The following is a 20,272-nucleotide window of genomic DNA, read 5'->3' as shown; positions in this document are numbered from 1 at the left end:
GATGGGCCGCAGGGCGGCCCCGCGTTCCCCGACACATGCACAAGGACCCCAGCATGTCTCCCCGAATCCTGGTGATCGGCGCCTACGGCAACTTCGGCCGTATCATCTGCCGCCACCTGAACCAGATGTCCGCCGTGCAACTGGTGATCGCCGGCCGCAATGCCGACAGCCTCTCGCAACTGGCCGCACGGTTGAACGGCAGCGAAAGCTGGTGCGGCGACGCCATGGCCCCAGGCTTCGCCCAAGCCCTACGCGACCTGCGTATCGACTGGGTGATCCACACCGGCGGCCCCTTCCAGGGCCAGCCCTACCGCGTGGCCGAAGCCTGCATCGAAGCCGGCAGCCACTATTGCGACCTGTCCGACTGCCGGCTGTTTGTCAATGGCATCACCCAGTTGGACGAGCGCGCGCGCCAGGCCCAGGTCACCCTGCTCAGCGGCTGCAGCTCGGTGCCCAGCCTGTCGTCGGCGATTCTCGACGAACAGCGCCACCTCTTCAGCCGCATCGACCGCATCGAGCACGGCATTTCGTCCTCGGCGAAGATGCCCGGCCTGTCCACCATCGAAGGCGTGCTGGCCTATGCCGGTCGGCCGATCCGCCAGTGGCGCGACGGCCGCCCGTGCAGCGTCGACGGTTGGCTCGGCCTGCAGCTGCGCCATCTGCCGGGCCTGGGCTGGCGCCTGCTGCACAACGTCGACGTGCCGGACATGGACATCTTCGCCGAACGCTATGGCGCCCGTGACCTGGCATTCAAGGCCGGCTCCGGGCTGATGCTCGGTGGCCTGGCCAACGCGACACTGGCGCGGCTGGTCAAGCTGGGCCTGGTGCGCGACCCGCTGCCCTGGGCGCGACGCCTGCATCGGCTGGGCAGCCGTTTCGAACGCTGGGGCGATGGCAAGAGCGCGATGTACCTGGATGTCCGCGGGCTGGACCCGCAAGGGCAGCCACTGCGCCTGCAGGCCCAGGTCAGCGCCAGCGACGACAAGGGCCCGGAGATTCCCAGCTGCGCGGCGGTGGCGCTGATGGCCAGGGTCGTCGCAGGCTACCAGCCTGAACCGGGCGCCCGCCCCTGCGTCGGCGAGATCAGCGTCGAACAGTACCTGGCGGCCATCGGCGAGCCGGACAAGGTGCGCTACAGCGTCGGCTTGCATCACAGGCGCGCCTGAGATGAGCTACCTGCTGCTCAAATACCTGCATATCGTCGCCGCCGTGTTTCTCTTCGGCTTTGGCATGGGCTCTTACCTGTACCTGATCGCCGCCAGTCGCAGCGGCGATCCGCGGGTGATCGCCGCTGTGGCGCGGATGGTGGTGCGCTTCGACGCCTGGATCACCACGCCGGCGGGCGTGCTGCAACTGCTGACCGGCTACGCCATGGTCAACATGGGCGGCATGCCGTGGTCCGCCGACTGGCTACGCGCCGCGCTGCTGATCTTCTTCGTGGTCGGCGCCCTATGGCTGCCTGTGCTGCTGTTGCAGACGCGCATGCATCGCCTCGCCGCCCAGGCAGCCGACAGCGGCGCGGCACTGGGCCAGGCCTACCAGCGGCTGTATCGCCCATGGCTGTGTATGGGGGTGGTGGGGTTTGCCGGGATGTTCCTGATCGTGCTGGTGATGGTTACCAAACAGGCGCCATGGCAGTGGCTTTGATACGCCAAGAAAATATTTCTACATCCAAGCAAATAGCGAGTAGAAGTTTTTCCTGAAAGCCCCACAAGCTGGAAAAATTGGAAAACATTCATATCGCCATTTCCCTAGCATGAGTCCATGGATGCCGACAGGCGGCGTCCACGCACGGACCCGCCCTTGATCATGCCCAGCACCCCGCTCTACTTCGATTACGCCGCCACCACGCCGGTCGATGACCAGGTCATCGCCGCCATGCTCACCTGCCTGGGCCGTGAGTCAAACTTCGGCAACCCCGCCTCCAGCGGCCATTCCCACGGCCAGGCGGCCCGCGAAGCCGTCGAGCATTCCCGCCATCAGGTGGCCGTGCAGGTCGGCGCGCAGCCCGACGAGCTGGTCTGGACCTCCGGCGCCACCGAATCGAACAACCTCGCGCTCAAGGGCATCGCCCAGGGCTGCGCGCAGCCGGGGCATGTGATCACCAGCCAGCTTGAGCACAAGGCCATCCTAGACACCGCCGCCGAACTGGAGCGCCTGGGCTGGGCGGTGACCCGCCTGGCCCCGGATGCCCGAGGGTTGATCCAGCCCCAAGCGGTCCAGGCCGCGCTGCGCCCGGACACCCGCCTGGTGTCGCTGATGGCGGTGAACAACGAACTGGGCACGGTGACCGACTTTGCCGCTATCGGGGCAATCGTCCGCGAACACGGTGCGCTTTTGCACGTGGACGCGGCGCAGGCCGTGGGCAAGGTTCGGATCGACCTGGCGCAGCAGGCGGTCGACCTGACGTCGTTCTCGGCACACAAAGTCTATGGTCCCAAGGGCATCGGTGCCCTCTACGTCGGCCCTCGCGCCCGCCCGGCGATGCGTGCGCAGATGCACGGCGGCGGCCATGAGCGCGGCCTGCGCTCTGGCACCCTGGCCACCCACCAGATCGTCGGCATGGGCAGCGCCTTCGCCCTGGCCGGCCAGCCCGGCGCGGTGGAGTACCAGCGCCTGGAGCAACTCGCCCGGCGCTTGCGCGACGGCCTGCTGGCAATGCCCGGGGTCACGCTCAACGGCTGTGCGGTGCAGCGCATTCCCCACACCCTCAACCTGTGCATCGACGCCAAGGGCTTCAACAGCCTGGCCCTGGCGGGCGAGCTGGCGCTGTCGAGCACTTCGGCGTGCAACTCGGCGAGCAATGCGGCGTCCCACGTGCTGCTGGCCCTCGGCCTCGACGAACGCCAGGCGCGCAACAGCGTGCGCCTGAGCGTCGGGCGCTACACCAGCGAAGCGGACGTGGACACGGCGCTGGCGGTGTTTGGCCGGGTGATCGGCGCGGCGGCAGTAGCGCTCTGGTAAGGCACGCCGCCGGCACAGGCTTCAAAAATCCAGGGTCCCCGAGAACTTCACCAGTCGCGGGTCGCCCTGGGTCAAATACCCCCCATTGGCCGACGCCCAGTAGTTCTTGTCCGTCAGGTTCTCCACGTTGACCCGCAGGGTCACCGCCTTTTCCTGCACCTTGAAGCGATACCGCGCGCCAACGTCGAAACGGTTCCAGGTCGGCAGGCTCAGGGTGTTGGCCGGGTTGGCGTACTGCCCGCCGGTGCGCAGCATGCGCGCATTGAGCGCCACGCCCTCCAGCCCCGGCACATCCCAATCGACACTGGCATTGAGCTGGAAGGTCGGCACGCCTACCGCGTGGTTGCCATCGGCCGTGCCGCCCTGGGTGTTTTTCAGCTCGGTGTCCATGCGCGTGCCACCGGCCATCAACCGCAGCCCCGGCAGCGGCTCGCCGAACACACTGAGCTCAAGCCCCTTGTTGACCTGCTCGCCATCCTGGACGAACACATTGCCGTCGACGAAGCCATCGGTGGGCCGCTCGATGCGGAACACCGCCAGGTTGGCGCCGAAGGTCTGGTAATCGAGCTTGACCCCCGCCTCCACCTGCTTGGTCTTGGCCGGCGGGAACACCTCGCCGACATTGATCACCTGCCCTGATGCCGTGGCGCCCTGGGCCAGGCCCTCGATACGGTTGGCATACAGCGAGACCGATGGGTTGAGCTTGTAGACGATGCCGTACACCGGCGTGGTGACCGCCTCGTCATAGAAGGCGTTGCGTCCCAGGTCCGGGCCCGGCCCGTCGTAGGCGTAGCCCTCCACCCGCAATTGCTGGCGCCGCACGCCCACGGTGAGCAGCAAGGTGTCATCGAACAGGCCCACGGTGTCGGACAGCGCGATGCTGCGGTTGCGAGTCTTGCCGGTCACGCCGGGGTCGTCCAGCTTGCCGCCGACGAAGGTCGGCGTGGTCGGTTTTGGCAACGGGTCGGTGCGGTAGATATTGGTGGCCTGCGAGTTGTAGAAGACGAAGGCGTTCTCCTGCTGGGTCCAGATGCTCGCCGCGCCGATATTCAGCTGATGGCTGAGCGGCCCTGTATGGAAGCGGCCATTGATGCCGCCCATGAAGGTGGTGTTGTCCTCGTTGTGGGGGATCTTCGAGCCGCCGATGGTGGCGTCGCCGCTGGCCGCGTCGGTGAGGATCGGCGTGCCGTAGAAGCCGTTCTCGTGGGTGTGCTTGACGCCCCCCGCCAGGTAGCCGCTCCAGTTGTCGTTGAAGTCGTAGTCGCCGCGGAGCATGCCGAAGGTGTCCTCGGTCTCGGTCCAGGCCCAGTCCTGGCCGTAGTTGTGGTCGGCGTCCGGCGCATGGGGGATATCGGTCAGGCCGGCGCCCAGGCGCACTGAGTTGCGCATATGGTTGACCCGCTGCTTCTGGTAGCCGAAATCGCCCGAAACCCGGAAGTTGTCGCCACGGTAGTCGAGCCCGGCGACGAACAGCTTGCTGCGCTGGTCCTGGTCGTCGACCGCCGTCTCGCCCTCGCGCTGCGAGAGGTTCAGGCGCACGCCGAAGCGATTGTCCGCGCCGAAGCGCTGGCCAATGTCCAGGTGCTCGCCGATGCGCCCGTCACTGCTGATGTCCTGGGTGTAGCGGCGTGTCGGCGTATCGCCGGCGCGCTTGGGTTGCAGGTTGACGTTGCCGCCCAGGCCGGTGCCGGTCGGGCTGGCGCCGTTGAGAAAGGCATTGGGCCCCTTGAACACCTCGACCCGCTCCACCGCATCGGTGGAAATCATCTGCCGCGGCAGCACGCCGTACAGGCCATTGAACGCCACGTCGTCGCCATTGAGCGGCAGGCCACGGATGACGAAGACCTGGGACTGGTTGCCAAAACCGAACGACTGGCGCACCGAGGGGTCGTTGAGCAGCACGTCGCCGATGTCCTCGGCCTGCTGCTCCTCGATCAGTTGCGCGGTGTAGCTGGTCATGGTGAACGGCACGTCCATCATGTCCTGGTTGCCCAGCACGCCCATCTGCCCGCCACGGGCCACCTGGCCGCCGGCATAGGGTTCGGGCAGCTCGCCGGCAGGCGCCTTGAGCGCCTCGGCGTTGACGGCGGTGGCATCCAGCTCGATGGCGCCCTCTGCGCCATGGGCGCTGACGGCAACGGAACAGCACAGCGCAAGGAGGGTCGATTGATACGGGCAGGCACGTGTCATGGAGGGCTCCCGGGAAGGGTCAGGGCCGTCCTGGCGGATGAGAAACTTGAAGTGACTGAGTAGTGTTTCTAGCCGATAGTGCGAATTATTACCAAACAACCGCACTTTTTTGCCGACCAGCGGTCTACCCCCTCTTTTGCCGACTGCAATCGATTGCAAGGCTTGGTTTTCATAGCGCACAGGGCCGGGCCAAAAGCCTTGCGCTTGTGTAGGATGGGCAGCGCAGATCCAGACGCTGCCAGTTACAGGGAGATCCACATGCGCGTCCCATCCGTTGCCTGCCTCGGCCTAACGCTGGGCCTGCTTGCCGCGACCGGCAGCCAGGTGTATGCCGGCGAAGAGGCGCAACTGATCGATACGATCAACGTCTACCGCAGCCAGGCCCAGCGCTGTGGCGGCGAGGCTTCGCTGGAGCTGCCGCCGCTCAACAGCGACACCCGCCTGGCGCTGTCGCCGGAGGGCACCCGCGACCTGCAGCAGGCCATGACCCGCGCCGCCTACCCGATGGTCAACGTGCAGGCCATCAGCCTGTCCGGCCCACGGGATGCCAAGGCGGCGATGAAAGCCATCGAGGAGAGCTTCTGCCAGGTGGTGCTCGACCCGCAGTTCGTCGATATCGGTGTCAGCCAGGAGGGGCGCGACTGGCGCATCGTCCTGGCCCGCCCGCTGCTCAGCGGGCGCCTGGGCGACTGGCAGGCCGAAGGGCAGAAGCTGTTGCAGGAGATCAACGCCGCGCGCAACCTGCCGCGCCAGTGTGGCGGCCAGCCCTACCCCGCCGCCCCGGCGCTGGCCTGGAGCGCAACCCTGGCCGGCGTCGCCGCCAACCACACCCGGGCCATGGCCAACCAGAACTTCTTCGACCATATCGACCGCGATGGCCGCACGCCGGGCGACCGCGCGGAACTGGCCGGCTACCTGTACCGGCAGATCGGCGAGAACATCGCCGCCGGGCGCGATACCGCGCGCAAGGTGGTCGATGGCTGGCTGGCCAGTCCCGGGCACTGTGCCACGCTGATGAACGCGGATTTCCGCGAACTGGGGGCGGCGTATGCGGTGGACCCGAAGAGCGACGCGGGGATCTACTGGACAGGGTTGTTCGGTACGCCGCAGTAAACCCACATCGCCGGGCAAGCCCGCTCCCACGCCCCGCACGCCGCGGGTCAGACGCTGGCAGCAGGCTTGCCCCGCGATGAGTCCGGCTCGGACCTGCGCAGCGCCAGCGCCGTACAACCGAAGCGCCGCCGCACCCACTTGCCCAGGTAACTGGCATCGCCCATGCCCACTTCATCGGCGATCTGCGCCAGGCTGTGGCTGGAGTTGAGCAACCGCCAGCGCGCCTGCTGCAGGCGCAGCTCCTGCCACCAGGCCTTGGCGCTCATGCCATGGCAGGCCTGGAACTGGCGGTCGAGCTGGCGCCGGCTGATCCCCAGCTCCGCCGCCAGCGCCTCCACCGGCAGCCGCGCCGCCAGGTGATGGCGCATCAGCGCCGTGGCCCGTTGCACCTGGCGCCCCTCCCCGGCGCCGGCCTCCAGCGAGCGCAAGGCGTGGCGGCTGTCGCGGCTTTCATCCACCAGCATGTCGGCCAGGCCCTTGAGCGCTCGGGCGCGGCCGCTGGCGCGGGCGATCAGCTCCACCGCCAGGTCGATGGCCGCCGTGCCGCCGGCGCAGGTGATACGGCTGCCGTCGAAGCAATACAACTGCCCGGTCAGCAGCCGCACACGGGGAAACGCCACGCGGAACTCGGCCTCATGACGCCAGTGCACCACCACCTGATGACCGTCCAGCAGGCCACAGGCCGCCAGCAGGAAGGCCGCGTTGTCGACGCAGACCAGCCTCACCCCCGCCTTGGCCGCCTGTTTCAGCAAGGCCCGGTAGCGCGGCGCCAAGGCTGCCGTGGCGCTGGCATTGCGCCCGCCGAACAGCACCAGATGGTCGTAGGCGCTCCAGTCGACCTGTGCAGGCGTCGCCTCCACCTGCAGCATGGCCCCGCTGCTGGACGGCACAGGCGCCAGGTCCAGGCCGATCACGGTCCAGCGGCAGTAGCGCTGGCGGCTGTAGTCCTCGTCGTCGGCGGAAAAGCGCAGCTTGTCGAGGAAGGCGCCGAAAGGCAGCAAGGCGAATTCCGGCAGCGGCAGGATCAGCAGACGCAGGTCGGGTGTCATGGCAATGTCCGGATATGACCATCAGTTGTCCGAATACTACCCTGCATTGCTACCACCCTGCCCTACACTGGCGCCCTCACCACCGACAAGGCACACCCATGGCACTCGACACCTGGCTCATCTACCTGCTCGCCAGCATCGGCCTGTCACTGACCCCAGGCCCCAACAGCCTGCTGGCCCTGACCCATGGCGCGCTGTACGGCGCCCGGCGCACGCTGTTCACCATCGGCGGCGGGGTGTTCGGTTTCAGCGCCCTGATCGCCCTGACCATGTTCGGCCTGAGCGCCCTGCTGCACGCCTCGGCCTCGGTGCTGACGGTGCTCAAGTGGGTGGGCGGGGCCTATCTGGTCTGGCTGGGGATCCAGCTGTGGCGCACCCCGGCGCTGCATCTCGAGTTGCCCCGCGGCAGTACCGCGCTGAGCAATGCCGGGCTGTTCCGCCAGGGCTGCCTGTCGGCGCTGGCCAACCCCAAGGTGCTGTTGTTCTATGGCGCGTTCCTGCCGCAATTCATCGACCCGCAGCGCGGCCTGCTGCTGCAGTTCGTGGTGATGGCGGCGACCTTCGCCAGTGTCGAGTGCCTGGTGGAGTACCTGCTGGCGCGCCTGGCATTTCGCATCCGGCCGTGGCTGGCCAAGGGTGGCCGGGGGTTCAACCGCGCTTGTGGCGGCCTGTTTGCGCTGATCGGCGTGGCCTTGCCGCTGGGCCGCTGACTGCCTGTGGAACACCGGCAACCACCTGGACAACGCCCCCTACGATACGTCAAGGCAGAAAAAGGGCTGCGCCGCAGCCCTTTTACCGGCAAACCGCCATGCCATGCGTCCCATGGCTATCATTTCTTGAACAGACTCAACCAATTACCCCAAGGCAAGGCGGTGAAGTTGTTCATCCACGAGTCGGCCCGGTGTGCCACGTCCTCCCCATCCGCTCCGGTGTTACCCAATACGCCCGTTACTGCGTAGGCAGTCGTGTTCACATCGCCCAAGTCCAGCGCCTTGAAGGCCAGTTTCAATGGGCCGTCTTCCTTGACGATGCCCTTCAGGGCCCCGGTGTAATCGGTCCGTATGTTCGGGCGCAAGCCATCGAATGTCCCGATGCGCAGTTCGCCCAACGACTCCTTGGCGATGCTACGCAACGCGCCAGGCACCGGTTTGACCACATTTTTCGGCAGCCGGCCAGGCCCTTGCCGGAGACTGCGCAAGGCATTAGCTCCTTTTTGCAGCAATTGCCGCACGACCTGCGTGCCCGAACGCGCCAGTTGCACGGTGAGCCTGGCAAGCTTCTTACCCAGCTGCGCCACTCCGCCTACCAGGCCCGCGCCCAACGACACCCAACCCAGGATCCGCGACGCTTCGGGGTCGCTTTCGGCAACGATCGCCCCGGCAACGGCAGTCGCCGCCGAGACCACCGCCAGGCCCACCAGCGCCGCTTGGATCATCAGCGAGGTACCGCCGGTCATCACCGCCGAAAGCACCGTGATCCCACCGAAGATGATCGCGCTGACCAGCGTGCCGTGCTTGCCCAAACTCATCGGTGCCGGTTCGCAGGCCGTATAGTCCCAGTGGGAGCGTCGCAACTTCCACTGCCCGGTCGGGTCGGTGTGGTTCACCGGATCGCCGTCGCAGTAGCCATAGGCGTTCGGCCCGCCCTCGCCGAACGGGCTGGCACCATCCTGGGCCTGGAACTGCATGAGTTGCGGCGCGTACCAACGATAGCCACTTCCCAAAGGATACTGGTCGCCCTCGGCCTCGCGGTATTCACCGTTGTAGCCGTGCAGGGCACCCTGCTCGTCCGAGCTGTGCGCGCCATAGGCGCTGTAGGCGTGGTGCACCGGCTTGCGCGATACCACGTCGAAGCTGACCAGCACGCTGCCATCCTCATCGCACAAGTTGAGCAACGTGCGCTCGCTGGTGCCGGCCTTGTTTTTCTGTACCAGGCAGGCACTGCTGCCCGGCAGCACGATACGCTGGTCCTTGTGCTCGCCCACCGGGTACTCGCCGCGCACACGGTAGCCTTCGTGGATCAACTGGTGCGGCGTGGCGCCCTCTTTGTCGGCACTGCTGGCCAAGCGGTTCAACGGGTCGTAGGTGTAGTGCCGCGAGCCGGACTGCACCAGCCGCCCCAGCCAGTCGTAGGCGTAGGTCTTGCCGGCTGCGTCCTTGGTCACGCGGCCGGCCGCGTCGTACACGATCGTCACGGCGGGCTTGTAGTCGGCATGGCTATGCTCGACCTTCTGCAGCCGATAGCCCTTGGCGCTGTCGTAGGAATAGGTGGAAGTACAGCTCTGCTTGTCAAAGGTGCTGATGCAGGTTTTCACGTTGCCCAGGTTGTCATAGGTGAACGCCTGCTTGCTGATCGCCGTGCCCTTGGGTGTCTTCGGTTGCCAGACACCGGTCGAACTGCAGGTTTCCACGGCGCCGCCCACGGTATAGCTGTAGGTGTGCGAGCCCAGGGTTTTCTTGGCCTGCTCGTCGTAGAGCTCGATGAATTTCAGGCGCCCTTCGCCACTGTACTTACGCTTGATGCTCAGGTCGAAGGCCTTGTCCAGGGTAAATTGCCGCTGCGTTTCCGCGCCGCTGCTGTCGAAGGCGTACGTTACTGTGACCTTGTCGTTGCCAACAGTGATCGTATCGGTATCCCGGCGCCCACGCTCGTCATAGGTATGTTGGGTCGTGGTGTCGCCACTGACCACCTTGTTGCGCTGCCCTTTGCCGTTGTAGCTGAACACGCTCTTGTTACCGGCCGCGTCGGTTTCAGACAGCAGACGCCCCCCTTCGGAAACGCTGCGGCTTACCGTGGTACTGGCCTTGGCGCTCAGTTTGGCCTGCTGCTTGGTCCATTGATTGCGTTGATGATCGAAAGTGATCACCTGCCCACCCTCGCTCGCCGTGGCTTGGCTGCTACTGCCATGGGCATAGGTGAACGTCTGCTTGCCCAGCTGCTTGTCATCGGCGCTTTTGCCGGTCACGCTCTTGACCTGGTTGCCCAGCTCGGGGAAATACTCGAACGCCAGCGTGACACCGTCGGCCCCCGTGCGTGACTCCGGCACGCTGTTGAAGCCTGCGTACTTGTAGGTTTCGCTGATATCGCCGCGGCTCAAACACTTCACCCGACCCAAGCTGTCGAACTCGCGCTCGCCAAGCGCCTGGCCATCCAGGCTGATCTTGGTGGGCTCGGTCATCAGCCAGTTGGCGGGGTACTTGTAGCTGTAGGCGTAGGTGGTTTTTTCTTTGGCATCGACGCTGGTCCGCTCATCATGGGCCTGCTTGAGCATGCGCCCGCCAGCATCATAGGTGTAGGTGGTGCACCGCCAACTGCCTTCACCCTCGATCGTGCGGGTTTCTACCTGTGCGGCGTGGGTGTAGGTCAGTGTTTCTTGCTGGCACTGTTTGCCCTGCGCATCCGTCCAGACGATGCTGGCCACGGTGTTGTCATCGTTGTAGGTGGTGACCTTGCGCTGCTTGTCCGTCGCCCGGCCGCTCCACTCGGTGCGGGTATGCGCCACCGGGTCATACTGGTTGAACACCTGCTGACCGGTGCTGTAGGTTTGCTGGCATTCCTGGTTCCAACCATCGTACTTCAGCTCGCACCACTCGCTGACCTGGGTGCCGTCGGCCAGGTAGTCGTAGCGAATGGTCTTGCTCTTGCGGCCACGGTTGTCGTATTCGACTTTCAGCGTCTGGCGCCAGGGTTTCTTGACATCCTCGCGCACGTACTCGGCGATCAGGTTGCCCAGGCCATCGTCCTCGGTGGCCCGCTGCCGGCCATCGGGCTCGGTGATCTCCAGGCGCCCGACACTGGGGTAGCTGTAGGTGGTCACTTGCTTGAACGTATCACTTTGGGCGCAGCGCGTGAGGGTCTCCAGGCGGCCATAATCGTCATAGTCATAGGTGGTCTGGTTGCCCTGTACATCCGTCTGCTCAATCAGGCGGCCACTGAGAACGCTGGTTGTTTCGCTCTCCGCGTCCCGCGTACCGGCAAGCCGCTCAAGCTCGTCTACCTCAACATAAAGTTCTTTTTTGCTGATAGGTACCCACTGGCCCTCAGCATCTTGATAATCGTGAGATACCTCCGCTAGCCTACCTGTATCTCTATCGTACGTTCTGAGTTCCCGTATCTTCGCCACTTGCCCAGTGGAAAAGCTCATCACAACAATCGTTAATAACGGACCCCGATAAGCAATTTTCGATTCAACGGTTAACTTAGCCCACGCAAATAGGTCCGCGCGCAGGCGTGAAGCATACATTTTCTCAAGCACTACCTCTTCAGGACCGCCTTTGACATTTAAATCGGAGTGCTCGACCTTAAACCCCATATGCTTACAATAACTATCCAACTCCGAACTACTACTTGCCACCTTAAACAATCGACTATCATCAGGAGTAGTCTTTCTCAACAAGCGACCCGCTCCAAAAACACTTTCATCGCTGATGCTTCGACACCCTGTACTCGCATTCGAATATGAAACCTTGATTGCTGTCTTCGCATTCGAATTTGAATACTCCTTCGTTATCTCACATGCGCCCTCGCTGGTCGTCTCCTTTACTCGCTCATGGGATTTATTGTAGTAATACACAGTCTTGCACGCGCCGTTTCCCTGAGAGGTAGTGGTTGAGTACTGGCCATCACTGGCGTTGTCCCGCTTATAATCATAGGTCGTCACAATAGGTTGGCTCATCCCACCTCGGGGAGTAAGAGTGTGCTGGCTGACACAGGGCAATGCCGACAGTTTGGGGTTATCTTTGAACGTCAGCCCGTTATCCTTGTAGGCCACCGCCTCCTTCACTCCTTCGAATGTCGTGAGTTCGTTGAGCAGGCGACCACATTGGGCATGCTCTTGATATTTGAATTCACAAGCACTGCCGTCGGGGGCGTCGACCCGTTTCAAGGCATAGTCCGCCAGGGTCAGTGTGAAGCTCACATGCTCGCTGGCCTCATCCGGCCAATAGGCCAGCGTGACCTCGGTATCGGTATAAGTAAGCTCGACCAACGTACGGCTACCGTCCGAGATCTGCGCAAGGCGAATGTAACTGGCTCCAAGTGCTTTCTTTTCCAGAGTACCTTGAAGCAATTCGGCGTATTTTTTCTTTACCGACGGTTCGAGAGCTTGTTGCTGCCACGTCAGCTCTACATCGGCAGTGGGAGAGCTTATGCTCTGGGGCATCCATACTTTGCTGTTTCCTACTTGCTCTAGCGAATCTTTCCGACCATCTGGGCGCCTCACTGTTACAAGCGGGTTATCTTCGTCCCATTCCACCTTTACACCATGCGCCTCGAGGTCCTTGCCTTTCTCAACCCTCAGCACCTCCCCCGAATGCAGCGTCAATTGCTGCTGTTCTTCCCGATAACAGGTAAAGGCAAACGACCAGCCATCCCCCAGACCGGCATGGTTGTTGACCAAGGGTGAATAGAACAGGCTCATGTCCACCACAGGGCCTTCACCGTTGCGGCCCACAATCGAGGGCAAGGGCACGTAGGCTTCGAACAACCCCGTGCGCGGGTCCACGGCATTGCACTTCTGCGTGGTGGCATTGAAAATCGCGTGGTTCTGCTGATCGCATGGATCCACCCCGAATGGATGGTGGACAACGCTGCTGGTGCTGCTCATGGTAAGCCTCCGTGCCCTGCATGGTTGGTGTCGCCACAGCGTGCTACGGCAGGAACGCCTCGGCTACTGACAAAATTATTAGGTCGGGATGGCTTGAAGTGGTCGCCCTCAGGCCCGCTGCGCCCTCACCACGAACAGCATCAGTGCCACGGCCGGCAACACAGCCCCCAACAGCGCCACCCCATGCCAGCCGAACTGCGCATACACCCCGCTGGCCAGCGCCGAGCCCACGGCGCCGCCGAGGAAGATGCTGGTCATGTACAGGGCATTCAAGCGGCCACGGCTGGCCGGATCCAGCGCGTACACCTCGCGCTGGCCGATGACCAGGTTCATCTGCACGGCAAAATCCAGCAGCACCCCGGTCAGCCCCAGGCCGATCACGCTCATGCCCGCGGTACTCAGGCCGCCGAGCAACGCCAGCGGCGCCAGGCTCAGCGCCAGCAACGAAGCGCGCCGTCCATGTCCGGTATCGGCCAACCGCCCGGCCAACGGCGCCGCCACCGCGCCCACCGCCCCGACCAGGGCAAACAGGGCAATCTGGCTCTGCGACAGGCCATGTTCAGCGGCCAGCGCCAGCGGCACCGCCGTCCAGTACAGGCTGAACGCCGCGAACATCAGCGCCTGGTACAACGCCCGCTGGCGCAACACCGGATAACGGCGCAACAGCACCAGCAAAGAGGCCATCAACCCGGCATAGCTGGCCTTGTGCTCGGGGACGCGGCGCGGCAGGGTCGACGCCAGCAGCAGGATGATCGCCAGCATCAACCCGGCGGCACCGACGAACACCGCACGCCAGCCGAAATGGTCCGCCACCAGGCTTGCCAGTGGACGCGCCAGGAGGATCCCCAGCAGCAACCCACCCATGATGTTGCCGACCACCCTGCCACGCTCGCGCTCCGGCGCCAGATGCGCCGCCAGCGGTATCAGCATCTGCACCGCCACCGAACTGAAGCCGATCAGCAACGCGTACAGCAGGAACACCTCGCCCTGCCCATGGCCGCTGGTGCCAGCCAGCAACAGGCTGCCGGCGGCCAGCACCGCCGTGGCGACCATCAGCCGGCGGTTCTCCAGCAGGTCGGCCAGCGGCACCAGGAACAACAGGCCCAGGGCGTAGCCGATCTGGGTCAGGGACACGATCAGGCCGGCCCGCTCGGTGGACAGGCCAACCTCCGGGGCGATCAGGCCGACGATGGGTTGGGCATAGTAGATGTTGGCGACGATGGCGCCGCAGCAGAACGCCAGCAGCATCACCAGGGCGCGACTCAGGCCTGGGGCCGCCGGCTGGGCGACGGCGAGGGAGGGATTCATTCGAGGGTACCTCGGCTTGCGAAAGGATGTGCGCGAAGGGTGACGGACATTCGCCCCGGGGAGAATCCATCACCTGCGCAACAGGCCTTTGCGCGACACGCAACGCCTCAGCCTGCCAGCAGCCCCTCACAGAAGGCGACGAACGCCATCACCCGTCGCGAACCACGGTGATTGGGCAGGTACAGGGCGTTGATGCTGGCGTTGGCATTGCCCGGACTCACCGTCCAGTCGGCGAACAGCCGTTGCAGGCGCCCGGCCTCGACATCCTCGCGCACCAGCCAGTCGGCCAGCAACGCCACCCCACTGCCAGCGATCGCCGCCTCGCGCAACAGGTCGGCATTGGCGCTGCGCAGCGGGCCGCTGATATCCAGTTCCAGGCATTGCTCGCCCTGGCTCAGGCGCCAGGGCCGCGCCGACTGGCCGTAACGAAAACGCAGGCAGGCGTGATCGGCCAGTTGTCGCGGTTCGCCGAGCGGCGGGTGCTGACGCAGGTACGCGGGGCTTGCCACCAGCCAACGCTCGAAGCGGCCCAGCGGCCGGCACACCAGTTCATCGCCGGGCGCCGGTTCGCCCAGGCGGATGGCCAAGTCGTAGCGCCCGTCGAGCAGGTCGTCGAAACGGTCGCTGAGGTCGATGTCCAGCTCCAGGGCCGGGTGAAGGGCGAGAAACGCCCCCAGGTGCGGGGCAATCACCCGCCGGCCGAACTCCACCGGCAGACACAGGCGCAGCACCCCCACCGGCTCCTCGCCACGGTCGGCGACGCTGGCGTCGGCTTCGGCCAACGCCTCGAGGATCTCGCGGGCGCGCTGGTAGTAGCTGGTGCCGGCCTCGGTCAGGCTGACCTGGCGTGTGGAGCGGTTGAGCAGGCTGGCCCCGAGCGCCTGTTCGAGGGCATCGACCTGGCGGGTCACCGAAGACGTCGCCACCCCCAGCCTGCGCGCGGCGGCGGAAAAACCCCCGGTCTCGGCGGTGGCCATGAACACCTTGATCGCCAGCAGCTTGTCCATCGTGGTTTTCCGTGGGGCAAAAGCCGAAACCTTCCTACAATTGCCCCTCTGCAATCAACCACCCGTGAGCCGTCCCATGCCAGACAACCTGTTCACCGCCCTGCCACCGCTGACCCCCGAGGCCGATGAGCAATTCACCGAACTGCTGCGGCGGCCGGGCTTGCGCATCGAACGCATCGTCTCCAGCGGCCAGGCCAGCCCTGAGGGGTTCTGGTACGACCAGGCCGAGGGCGAATGGGTGGTCGTGCTCAGCGGCAGCGCCGGGCTGCGCCTGGAGCACGAGACGCACACCCGCGTGCTGCGCGCAGGCGACCACCTGGACATCCCGCCCCGCTGCCGCCACCGCGTGGAGTGGACCGAGCCCGGCGTGGCCACGGTGTGGCTGGCGGTTTTCTATCAGGGCTGAACCAGCGCCGCGGTGAGCGGCCTTGCCTGCAGCCGATAGAAACGCCACGGCAGCAGCACCGCCGACACCGCCAGGCCACAGGCGAAGCCCACCCACACACCCACCGGGCCCAGCGCGGAATGGAAGGCCAGCCAGTAGCTCATCGGCAGCGCCAGCAACCAGTAGCTGACCAAGGTCACCCCCACCGGCCAGCGGTAGTCCTGCAGGCCACGCAAGGCGCCCAGCGCGGTGGATTGCAGGCCGTCGGCCACCTGCATCGCCGCGACCACCACGAACATCGGCACGGCGATGGCGATGACCTGCGGGTCGTCGCTCATGGCCTCGGCGATGCGCCGCCCGAACAGCGCCAGCAGCACGGTGGCCACCAGCATCCAGGCGGTGACGCTGGCGAAGGTGGCGCTGCCGATGGCGCGGATGCGCGCCGTCTCGCCGCGGCCCTGGGCCTGGCTGATGCGAATGCTCACCGCCGCGGCCATGCCCAGCGGCAGCATGTACAGCAGCGCGCCGATCGACTGCACCACCTGGTTGGCGGCCAACGCGGCATTGCCCAGCCAGCCAAGCATCCATGCCGCGATCACCACCGCGCCGGCCTCGGCCAGGTAGCCCAACCCCAGTGGCCAGCCCTCGCCAAGCAGCGTGCGCCAGGACAAACGCGGCCCCTGTGGCGCCTGGCGATAGCGCGCCAACGACGGCGCCATCCGCCAATAGGCCAGGGCCAGCAGCACCGCCAGCGACTCGGCGATCACCCCGGCGATGCCCGCACCCAGCAACCCCAGCGCCGGCAAGCCGAAATGTCCATGGATCAGGCCATAGCTCAGCGGCAGGTTGAACAGCACTGCGCTCATCACCAGCAGCACGGCCACCCAAGGCCGGCCGATGGCCTCCAGCACGTCCTTGAACACCACCGCCAGGCAGTACGGAATCAGGAACACCGCCATGGCCTGCCAGTACGGCGTCAGCAGGGCCACATCCGGCAGCGGCACGCCCAGCCATTGCACCAGCGGCAACGTGGCCAGCATGGCCAGGCAGCCGAGGATGCCGACCAGCAACCCATAGCCGAGGCCGCCACGCAGCGTGCGTGCCACCTCGCCCGGATCATCGGCGCCGAAGGCGTGGCCGACGCGCACGCTGAGGGTGGCGAGCATGCCGTACAGCCCGGCATGGAAAATCAGCCCGGCACTGCTGGTCAGCGCGACACAGGCCAGCACCAGCGTGCCCAGCGAGGCCAGCAGCACGGTGTCGGTCAGGCTGATCAGCTCGGCCGCCGACAGGCCCAGCACCAGCGGCAGTGCCAGGCGCAGCAGGCCCGGCAGCTCGCCCAGCCAGGCAGTGGGTTTACGCGAAACGAGGGCAGACACGGTGACAACCTCCAATTGACATACGCCGCGTATGCTAATGCCATTTATTGACATACGCAACGTATGCTAATTTGCATCCATCGTCTTTTTTCATCGGAGCCTCAATGCCCACCCCACGCCGCAGCCGCGCCGCCATGAGCGCCGACACCACCGAACGGCTGATCGCCGTTGCCCGTCGCCAGTTCGCCGAAAAAGGCTTTGCCGCCGTGGTGATGGACGACCTGTGCGCTGAAGCCGACCTCACCCGCGGCGCCCTGCACCACCACTTCGGCGGCAAGGCCGGGCTGTTCACCGCCGTGGTGCAACACCTGCTCGACGAGATCAACCAGGCCATCGATGCCCGCTACGCCACCCACGCCGATCCGTGGGAGGGCTATATCGACACCTGCCTGTACTACTACGACCTGCTGCATGAACCGGCGCTGCGGCGCATCCTGTTGCAGGATGCCCCCGGCGTGCTCGGCCCGCGCCTGCGCGAGATGGAAGAGGCCAGCTACATCGGTCCCATGGCCCAGGGCCTGGTCGAGTTGCAGCAGGCCGGCAGGCTGCGCGCGTTCGATGCCGTGGCCATGGCCCACCTGCTCAACGGCGCCATGGGCGACAGCGGTATCTGGGTGATTGCCCAGGACGATCCGCAGGCGGCCGCCGAGCGCGTGAAAGGGGCGTTGCGCTGCCTGATGGAAGGGTTGCAGGCCTGAGTTCATTTTGGCGCGTGGCTGCGCGGGAGCGGGAGATGAATCGGCTGCTCGACCTGCGACAATCGGTCCCGACTTAAAATGTACTAAATTGTTAATTAGCTTGCTAAGGGATTAAACTGCCGGTATTCCACCTGCGAGATCCCTGGCATGAAAGACTCACCCCGCGCCCGTGGCGCCTCAACCTTCATCCTGGTCGGCCTGGGCGTTGTCATCGCCCTGCTCGGCCTGCTCCTGGCCGCCGGCGGCCTCAAGCTGGCCGGCCTGGGCGGTTCCTGGTACTTCCTGACCGGCGGCCTGGCCATGGCCCTCGCCGGCCTGCTCATCGCCCGAGGCAAACCCGCCGGCGCCTGGCTGTACGCCCTGTTCCTCGCCGGCACCGCGATCTGGGCCGTGGCCGACAGCGGATTGGTGTTCTGGCCGCTGTTCTCGCGCCTGTTCATGTTCGCCGCCATCGGCCTGGTGGTCGCGCTGGTTTACCCGCTACTGGTGCGCCACAAGGCGCGCGGTGCCTATGGCATCGCCGGCGTGCTGGCCGTGGCCCTGGCGATCGCCGCCGGCAACATGTTCGTTGCCCACCCCAGCGTCGCCCCCACCGGCAACGGCCCGGGCCTGACCCCGGTGGAGCCCGGCCAGCAACAGAAGGACTGGGCCCACTACGGCAACACCGAAGGCGGCAGCCGTTTCGCCGCCCTGGACCAGATCAACCGCGGCAACGTCGACAAGCTCAAGGTCGCCTGGACCTACCACACCGGCGACGTCGCCCTCAGCGACGGCAATGGCGCCGAAGACCAGCTCACCCCGCTGCAGGTCGGCGACAAGGTGTTCATCTGCACCCCGCACAACAACCTGATCGCGCTGGACGCCGACACCGGCAAGCAGCTGTGGAAGAACGCCATTAACGCCCAGTCCAAGGTCTGGCAGCGTTGCCGTGGCATGGCCTACTTCGACGCCACCACGCCGATCGCCCAACCGAGCCAGCCGAACAGTTCACTGATCACTCTGGCCAGCGTGCCGGCCGGCGCCAACTGCCAGCGCCGCCTGCTGACCAACACCATCGATGGCCGCCTGATCGCCGTCGACGCCGACACCGGCGCGTTCTGCCAGGGCTTCGGCGAAAACGGCCAGGTCGACCTCAAGGCCGGCCTGGGCGATGTCCCGGATTCCTACTACCAGCTGTCCTCGGCACCGCTGATGGCCGGTACTACCGTGGTGGTCGGCGGGCGCGTGGCCGACAACGTGCAGACCGACATGCCCGGCGGCGTCATCCGTGGCTTCGACGTGATCAGCGGGGCCCAGCGCTGGGCCTTCGACCCCGGCAACCCGGAAGACCGCGCTGCCCCGCAAGGCGACGGCACCTACGTGCGCAGCACTCCCAACAGCTGGGCGCCGATGTCGTACGATCCGGCGATGAACACCGTGTTCTTGCCGATGGGCTCCTCGTCCACCGATATCTACGGCGTGGAGCGCAGCAGGCTTGACCACACCTACGGCGCCTCGGTGCTGGCCCTGGACGCCACCACCGGCAACCAGAAGTGGGTCTACCAGACCGTGCACAACGACCTCTGGGACTTCGACCTGCCGATGCAGCCAAGCCTGATCGACTTCACCAAGGATGACGGCAGCAGCGTGCCGGCCGTGGTGATCGGCACCAAGGCCGGGCAGATCTACGTGCTCGACCGCGCCACCGGCAAGCCGCTCACGCAGGTCGATGAAGTGCCGGTCAAGCCAAGCAACATCCCCAACGAGCCATACTCGCCAACCCAGCCGAAATCGGTAGGCATGCCGCAGATCGGCGCGCAGACCCTGACCGAGTCGGACATGTGGGGCGCCACGCCCTATGACCAGCTGCTGTGCCGCATCGACTTCAAGAAGATGCGCTACGACGGCCTCTACACCGCGCCCGGCACCGACCTGTCGCTGAGCTTCCCGGGCTCGCTGGGCGGGATGAACTGGGGCAGCATTTCCACCGACCCGGTGCATGGTTTCATCTTCATCAACGACATGCGCCTGGGCCTGTGGATCCAGATGATCCCGTCGCAGAACAAGGGTGATGCCGCCGCCGGTGGCGAAGCACTGAACACCGGCATGGGCGCGGTGCCGCTCAAGGGCACCCCGTATGCGGTGAACAAGAACCGCTTCCTGTCGGTGGCTGGCATCCCGTGCCAGGCACCGCCGTTCGGTACCCTGACCGCCATCGACATGAAGACCCGCCAGGTCGCCTGGCAGGTGCCGGTGGGCACCGTCGAGGACACCGGCCCCCTGGGCATCCGCATGCACCTGCCGATCAAGATCGGCCTGCCCACGCTCGGCGGCACCCTGTCCACCCAGGGAGGCCTGGTGTTCATCGCCGGCACCCAGGATTTCTACCTGCGCGCCTACGACAGCAGCAACGGCAGCGAGATCTGGAAAGCCCGCCTGCCGGTCGGCAGCCAGGGCGGCCCGATGACCTATGTGTCGCCCAGGACCGGCAAGCAGTACGTGGTGGTCACTGCCGGCGGTGCGCGCCAGTCGACCGACCGCGGCGACTATGTGATGGCGTACGCATTGCCATGAATCGCGTCGCCTGTATCGCCG

The 20,272-nt window shown here is 65.5% G+C and carries 14 protein-coding genes; 8 read left to right on the top strand and 6 right to left on the bottom strand.

Features of this window, described 5'->3' with window-relative positions:
* Positions 1 to 53 precede the first annotated feature (53 nt).
* The 3 genes from KHO27_RS07990 to KHO27_RS07980 all read left to right on the top strand — a co-directional run bounded on the left by KHO27_RS07990 (position 54) and on the right by KHO27_RS07980 (position 2,964).
* Positions 54 to 1,166 carry a saccharopine dehydrogenase family protein gene (locus KHO27_RS07990; RefSeq protein ID WP_214501576.1) on the top strand — a complete coding sequence of 371 codons (1,113 nt, stop codon included), beginning with the start codon at positions 54 to 56 and terminating at the stop codon, positions 1,164 to 1,166.
* Position 1,167: 1 nt separating this feature from the next.
* Entirely contained in the window at positions 1,168 to 1,647 is a 480-nt protein-coding gene (locus KHO27_RS07985; RefSeq protein ID WP_214501575.1) for a DUF2269 family protein, read from the top strand.
* Between the two features lie 162 nt (positions 1,648 to 1,809).
* Positions 1,810 to 2,964 carry a cysteine desulfurase family protein gene (locus KHO27_RS07980; RefSeq protein ID WP_214501574.1) on the top strand — a complete coding sequence of 385 codons (1,155 nt, stop codon included), beginning with the start codon at positions 1,810 to 1,812 and terminating at the stop codon, positions 2,962 to 2,964.
* 21 nt (positions 2,965 to 2,985) lie between these two features.
* On the opposite strand, the gene KHO27_RS07975 is transcribed toward KHO27_RS07980, so the two are convergent.
* On the bottom strand, positions 2,986 to 5,154 hold the full coding sequence (locus tag KHO27_RS07975) for a TonB-dependent receptor (protein ID WP_214501573.1): 2,169 nt from the start codon (positions 5,152 to 5,154) through the stop codon (positions 2,986 to 2,988).
* A gap of 258 nt (positions 5,155 to 5,412) precedes the next feature.
* Between KHO27_RS07975 and KHO27_RS07970 the strand changes: the two genes are divergently transcribed.
* On the top strand, positions 5,413 to 6,267 hold the full coding sequence (locus tag KHO27_RS07970) for a CAP domain-containing protein (protein WP_110699427.1): 855 nt from the start codon (positions 5,413 to 5,415) through the stop codon (positions 6,265 to 6,267).
* A 47-nt stretch (positions 6,268 to 6,314) separates the two neighbouring features.
* Here KHO27_RS07970 and KHO27_RS07965 read toward each other — a convergent pair whose 3' ends face one another.
* On the bottom strand, positions 6,315 to 7,316 hold the full coding sequence (locus KHO27_RS07965; RefSeq protein ID WP_110699429.1) for a GlxA family transcriptional regulator: 1,002 nt from the start codon (positions 7,314 to 7,316) through the stop codon (positions 6,315 to 6,317).
* A gap of 98 nt (positions 7,317 to 7,414) precedes the next feature.
* Here KHO27_RS07965 and KHO27_RS07960 point away from each other — a divergent pair, with 98 nt between their 5' ends.
* Positions 7,415 to 8,026, top strand: a complete 612-nt coding sequence (locus KHO27_RS07960) for a LysE family translocator (RefSeq protein WP_214501572.1) — start codon at positions 7,415 to 7,417, stop codon at positions 8,024 to 8,026.
* Between the two features lie 119 nt (positions 8,027 to 8,145).
* Here the strand turns inward: KHO27_RS07960 and KHO27_RS07955 are convergent, their stop codons facing one another.
* From KHO27_RS07955 to KHO27_RS07945, 3 genes are all read right to left on the bottom strand, one after another.
* Complete coding sequence (locus KHO27_RS07955) at positions 8,146 to 12,921, bottom strand: RHS repeat domain-containing protein (protein ID WP_214501571.1); 4,776 nt, start codon at positions 12,919 to 12,921, stop codon at positions 8,146 to 8,148.
* A gap of 108 nt (positions 12,922 to 13,029) precedes the next feature.
* Positions 13,030 to 14,229: an MFS transporter gene (locus KHO27_RS07950; protein ID WP_214501570.1), complete on the bottom strand. Its 1,200-nt coding sequence runs from the start codon at positions 14,227 to 14,229 to the stop codon at positions 13,030 to 13,032.
* 107 nt (positions 14,230 to 14,336) lie between these two features.
* Positions 14,337 to 15,236, bottom strand: a complete 900-nt coding sequence (locus KHO27_RS07945; RefSeq protein ID WP_214501569.1) for a LysR family transcriptional regulator — start codon at positions 15,234 to 15,236, stop codon at positions 14,337 to 14,339.
* Positions 15,237 to 15,312: 76 nt separating this feature from the next.
* On the opposite strand from KHO27_RS07945, the gene KHO27_RS07940 reads away from it, so the two are divergent.
* Positions 15,313 to 15,642, top strand: a complete 330-nt coding sequence (locus KHO27_RS07940) for a cupin domain-containing protein (RefSeq protein WP_110699440.1) — start codon at positions 15,313 to 15,315, stop codon at positions 15,640 to 15,642.
* Here KHO27_RS07940 and KHO27_RS07935 read toward each other — a convergent pair.
* Positions 15,633 to 17,000, bottom strand: coding sequence for an MATE family efflux transporter (locus KHO27_RS07935; protein ID WP_158539550.1), 1,368 nt, complete (start codon positions 16,998 to 17,000; stop codon positions 15,633 to 15,635). The genes KHO27_RS07940 and KHO27_RS07935 overlap by 10 nt on opposite strands.
* Before the next feature lie 104 nt (positions 17,001 to 17,104).
* Here KHO27_RS07935 and KHO27_RS07930 point away from each other — a divergent pair, with 104 nt between their 5' ends.
* Complete coding sequence (locus KHO27_RS07930; protein ID WP_110699444.1) at positions 17,105 to 17,698, top strand: TetR/AcrR family transcriptional regulator; 594 nt, start codon at positions 17,105 to 17,107, stop codon at positions 17,696 to 17,698.
* 147 nt (positions 17,699 to 17,845) lie between these two features.
* Entirely contained in the window at positions 17,846 to 20,251 is a 2,406-nt protein-coding gene (locus KHO27_RS07925) for a glucose/quinate/shikimate family membrane-bound PQQ-dependent dehydrogenase (protein ID WP_214501568.1), read from the top strand.
* Positions 20,252 to 20,272: the final 21 nt, after the last annotated feature.

The organism is Pseudomonas sp. RC3H12 (assembly GCF_018596375.1).
Classification (GTDB): Bacteria; Pseudomonadota; Gammaproteobacteria; order Pseudomonadales; family Pseudomonadaceae; genus Aquipseudomonas.
The sequence above is the reverse complement of the archived record's forward strand: the minus strand, read 5'-3'. Positions and strand labels throughout refer to the sequence as shown.